The sequence below is a fragment of the Thermoanaerobaculia bacterium genome (genome assembly GCA_035593605.1).
Lineage (GTDB): Bacteria > Acidobacteriota > Thermoanaerobaculia > UBA2201 > DAOSWS01 > DAOSWS01.
The window spans coordinates 133171-148242 of sequence record DAOSWS010000001.1 but is presented as its reverse complement, the minus strand read 5'-3'; the positions used below and the strand labels follow the sequence as shown (position 1 = coordinate 148242).

The following is a 15072-nucleotide window of genomic DNA, read 5'->3' as shown; positions in this document are numbered from 1 at the left end:
GGACTCCTGCTACTCTGGATTCGATGGCATGCGCCGGTCCATCTGCCGGATTTTTAACCAGAGAAGGAATGCCAGTGTCAACGCAATGATAAGAAAAACAAAGAGCCCCTTTCGTCGGAAGGTAAGTTCCTTAAAGGCTTCATCGGCCATGATTGAGGCTTTATTGATATTACCCAGGCCTTCCCCTACCGTGTCCTTGACCTTTTCCGCGGAAAAGGCATGGACGGCAGTACGGCCTTTGATGTATGACGTTTTTGCATCCTGGAGAAGAAGCGCAGCATCATCCATCAGCATTCCCTTGTGCTCGGCTTCCAGCACCCGGGTTTCAACTTCCTCCATTCGTTTTGTCATACCGACAAGAATCGCATGGATCTTGTCCATCGTTTCGTATCCCCCGTCTCCCTGATCATGGCAGTTCAGGCAGACAGCATGGCCCTTTGAATCCAGCATGGCATCGGTTGCAGGAGGGATGTTGTGATTTCCGTGACACTCTTCACACTGGGAAAGTTCCATATCCTGCCAGGGCTCCCTGTGAGGGCTCTGGTTGAAAAGCCTCTGATTCATGGCGTGACAGTTTCCGCAGACAAATCCGATGGAAGCGATTCCCGGAGGGGCCGCTCCATGGTTTCCATGGCAATCGTTGCAGGTGGGAGCAGCGAGGTCCCCCTTTTCTTCAATGGCTCTTGCATGAACACCCTTGCGATAGTCGCTCACGATCTCCGCCGAGATGTTATAGGTTTTCATGAGCTTTTCATCAGCATGACATTTGGCACAGGTATTCACGACATTCGTGACATAGACATGGGATGCAGGATCCGTAGCCTTCACAATATCGTGAGCACCGTGACAACTGGCACAGGTGGCGACGTTCGCATCCCCTCGGGCCCATCCCATACCGTGAACCGACGTCTTATACCTCTCCAGCTGATCGACGGGAATACTGGGTGCGTATTTTTTCATGTACCGTTCGTCCGAGTGGCATCGAGCGCAAAGCGTCGGAATCATTTTGGGGGACGGGACCCCGACAAAGCCCCTGGAAGGGCTCATGGCAAGATCCATATCATCCGATGTCGCATCACCCCCGTGGCAATCCACGCAACCAACATCAGCCCGTTGATGAATACTTGTCTCCCAGAGAGATACAGGTGCAGCAAGATCGCCGTCCAGATCTTTATGGCAGGTAACACAGGTCGACGCCCCGCTGAGAATGACCGGGGTAAGGAGGAGCAGAGAAAAGATAGTTTTCATGGCTGACTCCTAATCCAGATAGGCCCAGATTGTCATGGCGACAATGAAGATGACCGCCACCCAGCCTGCACCTGTAATAAGCTTGCTGCGTTCTTCCCGTTGAGCTTTTCGATCCAGAAAGGGAACCAGCATAAAGAGAAGTCCGCACAGCCCGAATGCGGCCAGTCCGAGAACTTCGCCTTCCATACCCAGAACATGGGCGGGGATCACTTTTAACGCTTGAAACATGAAGAGAAAATACCATTCAGGCTTGATACCTGCAGGTGCCGAGGCAAAGGGATCGGCCTTTACTCCCAGTTCCCAGGGAAATATGGAAGCGATACCTGCGAGAACGGCCAGCGCAAGGAGCCAGGCAAGAAGATCCTTCATCATAAAATTGGGGAAGAATGGAATCTGTCCCTTTATCCTTGCTCCAATGGGAACACTCATTCCCTGCTGCTGAATCAGTACCAGGTGAATTCCGAGCAGGGCAAACACGATCATGGGAAGAATCGTGACATGAATTCCGAAAAACCTGGTCAGCGTGGCACCCGTGACATCTTCTCCTCCTCTGAGGACGCGAAGAAGCCATTCTCCAATCAGAGGAACGACGCTTACCATGTCAGTTCCGACGCGAGTGGCAAAAAATGCCAGCTTGTTCCAGGGGAGGAGGTATCCTGTGAAGCCAAACCCCATACTCAGCCCAAGGAGAAGAAATCCGGTAATCCAGGTGATCTCACGGGGCTTCCGGTAGGCTCTCATGAAAAAGGTCGAGAACATATGGAGAAAGAGTGAGAGGATCATCAGGTTGGCGGACCAGCTGTGAATAGAACGAACCAGCCAGCCAAAGGGGACCTGTGTCATGATGAACTTCACACTCTCAAAGGCTTCTTCCGAGGTGGGCCTGTAATAAAAGAGAAGAAGAATGCCCGAAATGATCTGAACAATAAAGAAAAAGAGAGCCACGCCCCCGAAGAAGTAAAATCCGGTCATGCGGTGGCGGGGAACGGTCTTTTCCTGGATCAGATGCTTGATGGAGGATAGATCCACACGATCTTCCAGCCAGGTAAGGAGGCGCTGAATCATCATGACCTCCTCAGGACAACGATCTCATCCCCGACATTCTCACCTTTCATTTCCACGTCAAAACTCTCCAGGGGTTTGGGAGGTGGACCGGAGACATTTTTTCCAAACAGGTCAAAGTGGCCGTTATGACATGCGCACCAGATCTGCTGAATTTCCGGATCATATTGAACGGTACAGTTCAGGTGGGTGCAGATCGCACTGAATGCGCGGTATTCTCCATTTTGCGTCATGATAAGGATTCCAGGCTTATTTCCGAATTTGAAGATCTTTCCACTGTTGGGTTTCAGCTCACCCACCGTCGCCGCCACAACGGATGCAACGGACTGCTCTGCATTCTGAGGCGGTGTCAGGTATTTCAAGACAGGGTAGACGATACTTCCCAGCGCGCCCACTCCCGTCACCCCCAACAGCAGGTTCAAAAATGAACGTCGAGATGAATCCATACGGTCCTCCAAAAAGTAAGCTGGGTCAGCCGTGGCATCCTTCACAGAACGAGGCTTCATGACACTTTGAACAGAGATCCTGGCCCTTTTCAGCGACGGTTTCATAGTGTACATCCATCCAGTCATCTGGATGGGGCATGGCCAGACCATGGCAGGAAGAACAGGATGACGAGCCATGGCATGTCGAGCAGCTTGAAGCGCGTTCATTCACCACACCGGGATGATCCTTCTTCCAGGTTTCCGGGTGGGGCATTTCAATATCACCGTGACATCGAGAACAGTCTTTGGCCGTGATGGTGAGCTTTCCGTGCTTCGAAAAATCGGTATGGCAGGAAAGACAGGTAGTCTTACTGCTGGCGGCATGGGCACCATGGTCAAATTGCTTCCCGAAAACAGTCCGGATTCCAGCAGGAGGTTCCGTGTGACAGGCAGCGCATGGGCTTGTTTTCATCTGAGCGGCTTCTTTAATTTCCGGGAATCGTTTCTTGGATCCGGTTGAAGCCAGAATCTCATTCACATACTGTATGGACGTATTCAACAGATCCAGGGAGTAGATAATATTGTGCACACCATGGGCGCTGCGTATCAGTGCGTCATTGTCCTTTGCTTCCTTGTACTTGATAACCATTTCTTCCGAAAGCCGCTTGCCCTGCACAAGGGGCTTTGCCTGATCCAGAGCATCCCGTGATCGGCTCAGGGCTTTCGTCAATGCCTCTCTCCAGGATTCCAGAACTTTGTCAAAACCTTTGCCATGGCAGGACACGCAGGAATCTCCCCGGGCGACATGCACGATATTCCCCATTTTTTCAATGGGATAGAGATGACATCCGGTACAGTGGACATTGGACTGCAGCATCATATTCGGCTCCCGCTCGACACCCGCCCCGCCAAAACCAAGGAAGAGCTGCTTCTGCTTGGAATGAGTATCGATATGGCAGGCCTGGCATGGGAGATCTTCCGAGATGGATACCTTCTGGGTCTTGTGCTGAATTTCAAGATGGCATTCGGTGCACTCGACCTTGTTTCGGGTAACATGCATGTTGTGGACGAAGTCGATGTCCCCATACTTGTCAAGCCTGGCCTGCTCTGCGTGGCAGGAAAAACAGTGCTGTTTTGGGACGTCACCTGTTCCCGTGTACATCGGTCCGTGACACTGACGGCAGGGTACGTTCTGTTTGGTAATAAAACTGTGGTCGAACCTGGCAGTCGGAATCTTTTCCACATTGTGGCATTCCCGACATTCACTCATCTTTTCATTCTCGTGAAGATTCTTGAAATGACAGAGGAAGCATGCAGTTGGCGTGACAGTAAGATGCTGACCCTGTACGATCTGAGAATGGCACGAAGTACACCGAAGCTTTTTGCCCCTCCGTAAATCCTGGAGATGGGCCTTGTGGTTAAAGAAAATACCTTCACGAAAATTGATGGGACCTTCGAGCAGCTGGGTTGTATGGCAACCCTCCCTGAGACAGGCCGCATCATCGATTTCCGCCCACGGTTTCGTACCATAGGTATGCGTCACATATTGAACAAGCTGGGAGAGGCCCGCTATCTTTGCTTGAATCTTATATTTGATGCCTGGCGGATAGTGGCATTTTAAACACGGAACGTGGGAATGGGAAGAGGTCTGCCAGGATCGGTAATAGGGCTCCATGATGTGGCAGGTGTTACAGAAGGCCGGACGGGAGGTATATTCTACACTGAATACAAGCAGAATCACCATCACGACCGAGCCGATCATCAGGATCTTCAGAGAGCGCTTAATAAAGGATATCATGGCTGTGAAGTATCGCACAAACAACGTTTTTTGTCAAATTGAGCATACAGTAATACAGACATTAGGATTCATAACCTCTTTGTGAAAAATGTAATTGAGACTCCTTCTTACATAAAGAAATAGCCCCCTCAGGCCGGGGGCTCATTACAAAGAAAAGGAAACAGGGGCTTTTGTGCACCTGAACAAGAATTTCATATCAAACAACAGGGAATAACCAAACAGCAATAAGACTACCGAATTCCGGACATGGCTAACTTTCACCCTCACCTACTGCAACACCCGTGCCAAAATCCTGTTCGAAGACCCATTATGAAAGGGACCGAAATATCAGGAAAAAAACCGACCCCTGGTTGACCCACCGGGGCATATAGCCCATTTCCGTCGCCATCAGGGTGATATCCCCCAATTTTTGACCTGTCGATTCTGGAGTGATTTGATCCGGCTCTGGCTGCACACCTTCTGCAGGGTATTGCCGGGGCAGATGGGATGGAATGGCAGGCAAACCCGGAGGTGAGAGCCGAGGAAATCTTTCGATATGAACCGTCGAGGCCGACGAGGGGCGGCGCGGTGGAAGTCAATCCGGGAGGGTGGCCTGCCGGGACGAAGCTTAGAGAGCGAAGTCTGGCCTGCCTGGACGAAGCTTAGAGAGCGAAGTCTGGTGCCGGGGGAGGGATTCGGACCGCTTATCCCTTCAATATTTACTAATAAGGTCGGCGAGGGGGAGGAATGGGGGAAAGCCGGACCGAGTAAACCCGCGAACCTAGTTCGGAGGTATTGCCGGAGCGGATGGGATGGGATAGCAGGCAAAACCGGAGGTGAGAGCCGAGGAAATCTTTCGATCTTAACCGTCGAGGCCGACGAGGGGGCGGTGGGGTGGAAGTCAATCCGGGAGGGTGGTCCGCCAGGACGAAGCTAAGAAAGCGAAGTCTGGTGCCGGGGGTGGGATTCGCCGATTGAGGCCAGAATTATTGGCCGATATCACCGGATCCCACGGGAGGGTGTGCCGGGGGTGGGATTCGAACCCACACAGGCTCAAGGCCCGGGGGATTTTGAGTCCCCTGCGTCTGCCAGTTCCGCCACTCCGGCACAGTCAGGCATTATAAGGTAAATGTAAGACTCAAGCAATCCTTCTTTCCAACAGGAAGGAGGGCACTACAATCTGGCCTTTTCGTTGTTGTAAAGAATGCTGGCGGACGTAATCTCTTCCTCGAGATCACTGGGAATATCCGCATTGGCCATAAGGGCTTCCTTGAAAGACTCCGAGGTATAGGTCGCACGAAAGGACTGTTCAACTTTTTTTATGGACGAAGCGAGTTCTTCCGAAACGTCCGGGTGGTCCTGGATAAAAATCTTAATGGTCTTCAATGTACTGTAAAACCGATTGATCGACATCACCACGGGATTATTTCCTTTACGTAAAGGCCTGCACAAAGTAGAGATAGCAATTCACGTTCCATGGAACGATGATTATACCATGAGATTTGAAGGAAAAAACATTCACCTCCCAATTGACGCACGGGGCCCTTGTGCGATACTCTGTGAAAGTTGTAACATAGAAGGGGCACGCTCATTAAAAGAAAGGAGATGCGAATGGCTACATTACAAAACAAGTTGGCCGAGCTTATTCCTCCCTTGAGGGAAGAGCTTAAGGCGATGGGAAAAGATCATGGCGACATGGTGATTTCCGATGTCACGATTGCTCAGGCTTATGGAGGAATGCGTGGCGTCAAAGCTATGATCTGCGACACGTCCTTTGTTTCACCGGACAAGGGTCTTCACATTCGGGGAATTCCCCTGCTGGAGATCAAGGATCTCTGGCCGGAAGAGATTTTTTACCTGCTTCTGACCGGCGACAAACCTGATGACGAGGCCAAATGTGCTCTCCAGAAGGATTTTGACCGCAGGTCTCACGTTCCGGAATATGTCTGGGACGTCCTTGAGAGCATGCACCCGGAAAGCCACCCAATGGCGATGCTCTCCACAGCGATCTGTGCCATGGAAGTTGATAGCGTTTTCCGCAAAATGTATGACGAAGGCATGAAGAAGGAAGACTACTGGGTCGCAGCCCTTGAGGATGCTCTTCAGCTCCTGGCCAAACTGCCTTCCGTCGCCGCCTACATCTATCGCCTCCGTTTCGGCAAGGGAGACCGTATCCCCTGGGTACCCGGCCTGGATTGGGGAGCCAATTATGCAAACATGCTCGGTATTCCCGACCCTCATGGACATTTTGCCAGACTCATGCGGCTGTATCTGAACTTTCATTCTGACCACGAGGGTGGAAACGTTTCCGCCAATACCTGCCATACTGTTGGTTCCGCACTTTCCGATCCCTACTATGCGGTTGCCGCAGGGCTGAACGGCCTCGCCGGTCCCCTCCACGGTCTCGCCAATCAGGAATGCCTTAAGTGGATCCTTGACATGATGGACAAGATCGGTGGCCTGCCCACAGAGGATCAGATTCGTCAGTACACATGGGACACTCTCAATTCGGGTCAGGTTGTTCCCGGCTATGGCCATGCCGTCCTTCGCTGTCCCGATCCGAGATTCGTTGGATTTAACGAATTCGGGAGAAAGTATTTACCGAACGATCCCGTATTCCAGGCCGTTGATCGGGTCTTCAAAGTCGTCCCCGATGTTTTGAAGGAACATGGAAAGGCCAAGAATCCGTGGCCCAATGTTGACGCCGGATCCGGTGCCCTTCTCTATCACTTTGGGCTGAGAGAATTCAGCTACTATACGGTTCTCTTTGCGGTTTCACGTTCCATGGGAATGTTGGCCCAGCTTATTTACAACCGGGCCATCATGACGGCGATCACCCGTCCGAAATCCGTTACTACCGAGTGGATCAAAGGTTTCATCAAAGAAAAAGCCTGACCGATCTTTAGCCAAAATCATTGCAGGACCCGGACGAAGTCGTCCGGGTCTCTTTTTTTGCGCTTGACGCATCTGGCTGGTTCACCGTATGCTGGCAGTCATGATTTCAACCTCATCTCCCAACATTTCCACCAGGATCTTTCACATTCTCACTCTTTGTCTCCTCCTTGCATGCGGGATCGCTCTCTTCTTTTTTATCGAAGATGCCATTACACCCGACATGGTTACCCTTCTTACACCCGGGGCCCCTGTTCATTATGTCTATGTCCATGATGACGATCAATATAATGACCGGGACTACCGCGTTGAATTCAGAGCATTCACCCGAGAGGAAAATCCAGCCATTGATTCGGTGTCCATTCATATTCGCAGGAGCGGCGAACAGGAATACCTTCGCAATACCATGGAACCTCTGGTAATCAAGGGCGAACCCACCTCATCCTACCTGTATGTTATGCCCAGACTGCACATTCTGCAACGGTATTTCTTTTACTTCACCATAGAATTGTCCAACGGGGAATCCGTGAAGGTAACACAACCAAAGCCGTGGTTTGCCGCATTGCTTACAGGAAAGGGAGACTGGCCGTTTTATGTGACATTTGAAGGACATGTCAACAAACACATCCTTGTCCTCCACATCACTCTTGTCGTGGCAGCACTTTTCTTTCTAATCCACACCCTGCTTGACACCTTTCGCATCCATGTCGGCATGAAACAGGCATTTCAGCGGGCTCTGTCGACCATGTTCTGGGGATGGCTTCTCTTTGCCATTTCCGTGATTCCCCTTGGCATTGTCGTGACCTGGCAGGCCTTTCAGGAGGGTTGGGGTGGATGGCCTATCGGGACGGACATTACCGACACAAAATCAGAGGTGGTTGTCCTGTACTGGCTCCTGGTTCTGCTCTTATCACGCAAGGGTCGTCTTAAGTACTTTCCCTATTGGGTCTATGGAGGTATTGTAATTACTACCATTGTTTATCTGATTCCCCACAGTCTCTTTTTTGTGAAATGGTGATCCCATGCTGAGTCTCTACCTTGCGTTTTCCCTGTTATCGATCCTCCACCCACAGACAGACCATCTGAAAAGCCATGTGACGTTTCTTGCCGACGATCGTCTGGAAGGCCGGTTTCCGGGTACGGAGGGATCTCGTATTGCGGCAGAATACATTGAGGATCATCTGCGAGATGCAGGTCTTGAGCCCGGGTTTGGTGAATCCTACCTTCAACCCTTTTCCTTCATTTCAGGCGTAGAGCTTGAAGAAGGAAATTCTCTCACCTTTTCCGGTCAAAGCGGCGATTTCACCCTGGAATTGGAATCCCAATTCCGTCCGGTGTCCTTTTCTTCCTCCGGGGAGGTGGAGGGTCCATTACTCTTCGCCGGGTATGGTATCTCAGCGGAAGATCTTAACCACGACGACTATTCCGGCCTGGACGCAAACGAAAAGATTGTGATCATCCTGCGGGATTCCCCGGATGGCGACCGGATCGACACTCCCTTTGAACCGTTTCGATCACTCCGTTATAAAGCATTTAACGCCCTTGCTCACGGAGCTGCGGCCGTTATCATCACCAATCCCCCCCAGCAGGACGATGACCTTGAGATGCTCCGACATGATTTCTCACCCTCCGATGCAGGAATCCCCATCGTACTGGTCCGGCGTCAGGATCTGCTGCCCATACTGATCAACCAGGCTCCATCCGCCTTTCGTGACGCATGGGAATCCGCCTCCCCTCTGGATCTCCCTGGTCTAAGAGCCAAACTTTCGGTGCATTTGAAAACAACACAGTGCACAACAGAAAACATCGCTGGCTTTCTTCGCGGAACCGGAGATAAAACCATCATCCTTGCTGCGCATTATGACCATCTGGGACACGGAGAAATGAACTCAACCGATGAATCGTCCGGAGCGATTCACAACGGGGCGGATGACAACGCATCCGGAGTCAGTCTCCTTCTTGAACTGGCCAAAACATTCTCCTGTCCTTCGGAATTGCCCGTCAACCTTCTATTCCTCTTTCCGGGTGCCGAGGAGGAGGGGACACTTGGAGCATCACATTTCATAAACCACCTTCCCATCCCCAGGGACTCGGTTCTTGCAATGATCAATATTGACATGGTTGGAAACCTGTTCGACGGCAAATTGATTGTTCAGGGCGTCGGATCTTCGCCGGACTGGATCACGCTTGTACCCTCGGTGCTCCGGGCTTCAGGATTGGATTCCACATTGTATTACGGAGGTTTTGGAGCATCCGACCATGCAGTTTTTTACGGTGAGGATATTCCTGTTCTCTTTTTCTTTACGGGCACACATGAGCGATATCACTCTTCCAGAGACGATGCAGAGTTTCTCGATTACAGGGGTATGGAGCGGATTCTCAACACCATAAGGGATACCCTCATTGCCATCTCTGTTCTGGAGCCTCTTCCCGTCTTTCAGGTAGTTCCTGAAGCTCTGGAGGAGAAAAGAGCTTCCAGGGGAAGGCTCAAGGTATACCTGGGAACGATTCCTGACTTTGCATCCGGGGAGGATGCCTTTCGTCTGGGCGGAGTGAAACAGGGCGGGCCCGCAGAGAAGGCCGGGTTGAAAAAGGGAGACATAATCTTACGATTTGGAACCTTTCCTGTCCGGAACATTTACGATTTCACCTTTGCTCTTCAAAATTACCATCCCGGGGATCAGGTTTCGATTCTTATCCTGCGAGACGGAGAAACCATGACAATCTCGGCAGTTCTCGAGGAAAGAACTCCCTGAGCTTCAAGAAGAGCCGGCAGCGTATACCTTGTCGATTTCAGACTGGAACTGTTTAGCTACAACTCGTCGCTTCACTTTTTGCGTGGGCGTCAGGAGCCCATTCTCAATCGTGAATTCCTCCTGCAGAAGGGCATACCGTTTGGGCTGTTCGTATCGGGCCAGAAGCAGATTCACGCTTTCTACGATTCCATCGAAAAGCTGCCGAACCTTGGGGTGTTCGAGAAGATCCGCTTTTTTCTCCCAGGTAATACCGGAATGATTTGCCCAGTCCATCAAAGCCTCGAAGTCGGGAACAAGAAGAATGATGGGATAGGGGCGCCCATCCCCCGACATGACAGCCTGGGAGATGTAGAGATTTCTTTTGAACCTTTCCTCAATCGGCAGAGGAGCAATATTCTTTCCGCCCGCCGTTACAATTAAATCCTTCTTTCGGTCGGTAATCTTCAGAAACCCTTCTTCATCGACGAGTCCAATATCCCCGGTTCGAAAAAAACCATCCTCGGTGAAGGATTCCCTGGTGGCTGTTTCGTCCCTGTAATAGCCCTGAAAGACGTTGGGACCCCTTGCAAGAATTTCTCCATCCTCGGCGATCCTGATTTCAACACCTTCGAGAGGATGTCCCACGGTACCCAGCTTCCAGTTATTAAATGTATTGACTGCCAGCACAGGAGACGTTTCGGTGAGGCCGTATCCTTCAAAAATATAGACACCCGCACCAATAAAGAATCTGGCAATATGCACGTTGAGAGCCGCACCTCCCGCAATGCAGAATCGGAGGTTTCCACCAAGATTGGCACGAATTTTTCGATAGACAAGACGATCCAGAATTTTCATCTTCAGCGAAAGTCCCAGAGGAAATGGTTTGCGATGAATGACATAGTCAGCAGCTTCCCGTGCAGTGGCTTCGGCCACACGTAACAGCCGGCGCGTCAGGGAGGAACCGGATCGTGCCTTCTCCTGGACCCTGTCGTACATCTTCTCGTACATTCTCGGCACAGCTGTGAAGATGGTGGGATGGATTTCCATCAGGTTCTTTCCCAGGGTTTCGATGGATTCAGCGTATCCCATCGTCATTCCCTTGGCCCAATAGACAAAATTTACCATTCGTTCCAAAATGTGGGAAAGCGGGAGGAAGATGATCGCGGTATCGTTCGATCCGAAATCAAAGAGGTCGGCCGTAGCCACAACATTGGACAATATGTTTCCGTGGGTAAGAACCACACCTTTGGGATCTCCCGTCGTCCCCGACGTAAAGAGAATCGTGGCAACATCATCCGGATGTGCGGATTTTGCCCTGTGCTCAAATCTCTCCACCCCTTCCGGCAAAAGAGCCATTCCGCGGGATAGCAGATCGTCCCAGGATATCGCTTCCGGTGAAGATCCTTCCATGAGAATCATATGCTTCACGGAGGGAAGATCGTCCCGTAACGAAAGGAGATTTCCAAGAAGCTGTTCATTTCCCACAAAGATCATTTCGCATTCCGCACGTTCCAGAATGGCAGCGATCTGAGGTGGGAGGAGATTCGGGTAAATGGTTACTGTGACTGCCCTGGATGTCATGATGGCGAAATCGGCAAATGCCCAGCGATAAGAGCTATCGCAAAATATGGCAATCTTCATTCCCTCCCTTGCCCCAAGATCCTGAAGTGCCAGGGCAATCGCCATAACCTGTTTCCTGACATCCTCCGAGGAAAATGACTGATAGACACCCTGACATGGGTACCGCACATGGACAGGTTTGTTGTATTCCATGGCTTTGAAAAAAATATCATTGATCGTATTCACGGGGCCTCCTCGACTCCGGAAAGAAGAAGAAAGCCCTCCGGGCTTTTCTTTTTTCGAAAGATCGCGCCACCGGGCTTCATACAGTAAAATTCTCCCGTAATGGATATGGTGGCTCTAAACAGATGGCCTCCAATGGACTCCATTCCCGATCGTCCCAGCGTGGCATGAATATGAATTAAGGGCTTTTCGTCCGGCAGCAGGGTCAGGCTTCCCGTCATCTGCAGGATTTCCAGATCTTCGTGAAATGTCTTTTTTTCGTAATCCCCTGCCTGCGGTTGGAAAAAACCCAGGGTGGCTTCGGAGAGAGCGCCAAGGCCCAGAAACAAACCTCCCCGGATGTGAAACGAATCGGCAAAATCCTTCAGAGACGTAATGACTTCTTCTCCCCTCTCCAATCTGATGACGTACGTATAGGGAAGTTCCCACACATCCATGCGCTTACTGTACCGTCCTTTTGAATTGATGGCAAGTGGTCGAGAAAATCCGTCGCACTGGAGTCAGGTCTGGAGGGTCCTTTTTATGGAGCCTGTTCGTCAGAAGGACACCTATCGTGTCTTTTCGTGGATCGATGACGACCATTGTACCCGTAAAGCCCGTATGGCCCATCTGACCCGGGAGAAATACGGGGCTGTCTAAATGAGTTCGCAATCCAAGAACGTAAGGTCGATTCCCGTGGATGGGGCGAGGCAGGAGTCTCAGCAAATGAGAAGCAAGACGGTGAACGGCCTGACACGTCGCAAAGAGCCCGGCGTTTCCGCATGCGCCTCCTAGAAAATGACAATTTCCGTCGTGAACTTCTCCATGGATGGGCGAAGGCCGTTCGTTCAGCTGTCCGCCGGCCATGGATTGCTCGATTTGATTTCCCAATTCCGTTGCGGCAATGGGCAGGGTCGATTTCGCATAGTCCGGCAACGGAAAAAAGGCAGATTCCGTCAGATGCAGCGGTTGAAACAGATGGACCTTTGCCAGCTGTTCAAGGCTGGAACATGTAATACGGGCCATCCAGATGCCGAGAAGGATGTACCCGGGACAGGAATAGACGGCTTCTTTTCCTGGATGACGCTCCTGTAAAGCCGGTAACATTCTTAGAACCTCTTCCGGGCTTCCGAGAAGGGAAAGGGGAACCCAGGACGGAAAACCTCCCCGATGTTCCAGAAGCTCACGGACTGTCGGCGCGGAAAAGGGAAAGGGCAGCATATCCCTATCGAATCTGATCCTTTTTGAAAGGGAAATGATCCCTTCCCCTGCCAGAGTGAGAGCAAGAGCAGCGGTAATAAGCGGCTTCGTCAGGGAAGCGCAATCAAACAGCGTACCGGCATGTGCGTCGATTGGACTTGGGATTTCTACAGCGTGCCCCCCCGCGAACACTTCCGGATCCTCTCCCGGGCGGCCGACAGAGAAGGCATAGCCCGGCACCTGTCGCCTGAGATTACGAAGAAAGAGGATTGTATCCGTGTTGCCTTGCATGGGCAATTATATTACCATTGATCCGAATGCCGGATAAAATTGGAAAATACGAGATCCTGGAAAAGATCGGGACCGGCGGGTTTGGCGTGGTCTTTAAGGGGAGAGATCCGCATATCAAGCGGATCGTAGCGGTAAAGACCTGTGAAGTGGATGATGAAGAAGTCAAGGGGAGATTTTTTCGTGAGGCCGAACTGGCGGGGAATCTTCACCATCCAAACATCACCGTTATTTATGATTTTGGCATCGAGAACGATACACCCTATCTTGTCCAGGAATTTCTGACTGGCGAGGATCTGGACAAACTTATCAAGAGGGGCGAACGTCTTACGCTGAGAAGAAAACTCCAGATTCTCCTTGAGGTTGCCAAAGGCCTCGGCCACGCTCATGAGTGCGGTGTAATCCATCGTGATGTCAAACCTTCCAATATTCGCATTACCGATGCAGGTGAAACCAAGATCATGGATTTTGGGATTGCAAAATCGTCACGAATGGCCAGTAAGTTAACGCAGACCGGAATAACTCTTGGTACGGCCGCCTATCTGGCACCCGAACAGATTCAGGGATCGTCTGTGGATCCGCGAACGGATATCTTTTCCTTTGGCGTCATGATGTACGAACTGTTCACCGGAATCAAGCCTTTTACCGGTGACAACATTTCTCAGGTTATTTATCAGATCATCCATACCGATCCAGTTCTGCCAACAAGAGTCCTTCCTGACCTCCCCAAAGACCTTGAAACGATTATCCTCCGCTGTCTGAAGAAGCGGGCTCAGGAGCGATACCTCTCCATGTTTGAGATCGTCAGAGAAATCGAGAAGGTTCTCCTGCAATTCACCTCCCTGAATATTGATGATCTCGTTATCGAAACAACTTCCCATCGTCCGACTCGTCCCATTTCAGCCTCCTTTGAGGATCTTCGGCCCACGCTGGAAACCCCGGCCAGGGGCATCCAGAGGGGTCGTCCCTGGGCAAAAATCGGAGCTGCCATCGCGGGAGTTCTCATTATTGCCTTGCTCGTGGTCACCTACGCCATCACATTTGGAAGCCACCGGAATTCCGAACCATCCCGGCCAGAGATATCCGTACTCAACCCCCTATCTATGGAGACAAAGGAAGATACCCTTGCCGGGGTTCCGGAAAGAGCTCCCCTACCCGAAGAAACGCCCCCTCCCCAAACACAAAAAGACCCCACCCCTCCTCCACCCACAAAGCCCGTCCCGGAAGCCGGCACCCTTGTCGTGACCTCGAACAGGGAAAGCACCATTATGATTAACGGGAAAAAGCGAGGTTCCTTTCCACCTCGAATGGAACTATCCCTGCCGGCCGGAACGTATGCTCTGGAGTGGGTGAGCGAGGAAGGATCCTACCGGGAAACCGTCACCCTTGAAGGAGGAAAGGTGAAGCTTGCCCACCACAGCTTCCCGGTTCTGAGCTATGGTCGTCTTACGGTTCGAACACCCATTGGATCTCCATGGGGCATCCTCTACGTCGATGGCGAAGAAATCGGTCCGACACCGCAGAATGGAATCAAGCTGCAGGCGGGAACTCATCGCCTCGAAGTACGGAGAGATGGGTATAAAACCCAGATTCGAGATGTCGACATCCTGGAGGGAAAAATTCTGGATTGGCCCGTGACGCTCTATCCTGTAGAATAGAGGGG

At 51.4% G+C, this 15072-nt stretch carries 13 protein-coding genes and 1 tRNA gene; 5 read left to right on the top strand and 9 right to left on the bottom strand.

What is annotated here, in order from left to right:
- Positions 1 to 9: 9 nt before the first annotated feature.
- The 4 genes from PLD04_00635 to PLD04_00620 are packed head-to-tail and all read right to left on the bottom strand — an operon-like array spanning position 10 to position 4533.
- On the bottom strand, positions 10 to 1248 hold the full coding sequence (locus tag PLD04_00635) for a cytochrome c3 family protein (protein ID HXK66822.1): 1239 nt from the start codon (positions 1246 to 1248) through the stop codon (positions 10 to 12).
- A gap of 9 nt (positions 1249 to 1257) precedes the next feature.
- Positions 1258 to 2313, bottom strand: coding sequence for a cytochrome bc complex cytochrome b subunit (locus tag PLD04_00630; GenBank protein ID HXK66821.1), 1056 nt, complete (start codon positions 2311 to 2313; stop codon positions 1258 to 1260).
- Entirely contained in the window at positions 2313 to 2756 is a 444-nt protein-coding gene (locus PLD04_00625) for a ubiquinol-cytochrome c reductase iron-sulfur subunit (GenBank protein HXK66820.1), read from the bottom strand. Before PLD04_00625 ends, PLD04_00630 begins: the two co-directional genes overlap by 1 nt.
- Before the next feature lie 25 nt (positions 2757 to 2781).
- Positions 2782 to 4533 carry a NapC/NirT family cytochrome c gene (locus tag PLD04_00620; GenBank protein ID HXK66819.1) on the bottom strand — a complete coding sequence of 584 codons (1752 nt, stop codon included), beginning with the start codon at positions 4531 to 4533 and terminating at the stop codon, positions 2782 to 2784.
- Between the two features lie 486 nt (positions 4534 to 5019).
- Here PLD04_00620 and PLD04_00615 point away from each other — a divergent pair, with 486 nt between their 5' ends.
- Complete coding sequence (locus PLD04_00615; GenBank protein HXK66818.1) at positions 5020 to 5178, top strand: hypothetical protein; 159 nt, start codon at positions 5020 to 5022, stop codon at positions 5176 to 5178.
- Between the two features lie 356 nt (positions 5179 to 5534).
- Here the strand turns inward: PLD04_00615 and PLD04_00610 are convergent.
- Both PLD04_00610 and PLD04_00605 read right to left on the bottom strand, forming a co-directional pair.
- Positions 5535 to 5619: transfer RNA gene (locus PLD04_00610), tRNA-Leu, on the bottom strand.
- A gap of 66 nt (positions 5620 to 5685) precedes the next feature.
- Entirely contained in the window at positions 5686 to 5928 is a 243-nt protein-coding gene (locus PLD04_00605) for a hypothetical protein (GenBank protein ID HXK66817.1), read from the bottom strand.
- Positions 5929 to 6123: 195 nt separating this feature from the next.
- Here PLD04_00605 and PLD04_00600 point away from each other — a divergent pair, with 195 nt between their 5' ends.
- From PLD04_00600 to PLD04_00590, 3 genes are all read left to right on the top strand, one after another.
- Positions 6124 to 7407 carry a citrate (Si)-synthase gene (locus PLD04_00600; protein ID HXK66816.1) on the top strand — a complete coding sequence of 428 codons (1284 nt, stop codon included), beginning with the start codon at positions 6124 to 6126 and terminating at the stop codon, positions 7405 to 7407.
- A 100-nt stretch (positions 7408 to 7507) separates the two neighbouring features.
- The gene (locus tag PLD04_00595; protein ID HXK66815.1) at positions 7508 to 8422 is read left to right on the top strand and encodes a hypothetical protein; all 915 of its coding nucleotides are present in this window, start codon (positions 7508 to 7510) and stop codon (positions 8420 to 8422) included.
- A gap of 4 nt (positions 8423 to 8426) precedes the next feature.
- Positions 8427 to 10160: a M28 family peptidase gene (locus tag PLD04_00590; protein ID HXK66814.1), complete on the top strand. Its 1734-nt coding sequence runs from the start codon at positions 8427 to 8429 to the stop codon at positions 10158 to 10160.
- Positions 10161 to 10163: 3 nt separating this feature from the next.
- Here PLD04_00590 and PLD04_00585 read toward each other — a convergent pair whose 3' ends face one another.
- The 3 genes from PLD04_00585 to PLD04_00575 are packed head-to-tail and all read right to left on the bottom strand — an operon-like array spanning position 10164 to position 13412.
- Positions 10164 to 11945, bottom strand: coding sequence for a long-chain fatty acid--CoA ligase (locus tag PLD04_00585; GenBank protein ID HXK66813.1), 1782 nt, complete (start codon positions 11943 to 11945; stop codon positions 10164 to 10166).
- Complete coding sequence (locus tag PLD04_00580) at positions 11942 to 12379, bottom strand: DUF296 domain-containing protein (GenBank protein HXK66812.1); 438 nt, start codon at positions 12377 to 12379, stop codon at positions 11942 to 11944. Before PLD04_00580 ends, PLD04_00585 begins: the two co-directional genes overlap by 4 nt.
- Positions 12380 to 12383: 4 nt before the next feature.
- Complete coding sequence (locus PLD04_00575; GenBank protein ID HXK66811.1) at positions 12384 to 13412, bottom strand: serine hydrolase domain-containing protein; 1029 nt, start codon at positions 13410 to 13412, stop codon at positions 12384 to 12386.
- Between the two features lie 26 nt (positions 13413 to 13438).
- Between PLD04_00575 and PLD04_00570 the strand changes: the two genes are divergently transcribed.
- A complete protein-coding gene (locus PLD04_00570) occupies positions 13439 to 15067 on the top strand; it encodes a serine/threonine-protein kinase (protein HXK66810.1) in 1629 nt (542 codons plus the stop codon).
- The last annotated feature ends 5 nt before the right edge of the window (positions 15068 to 15072 follow it).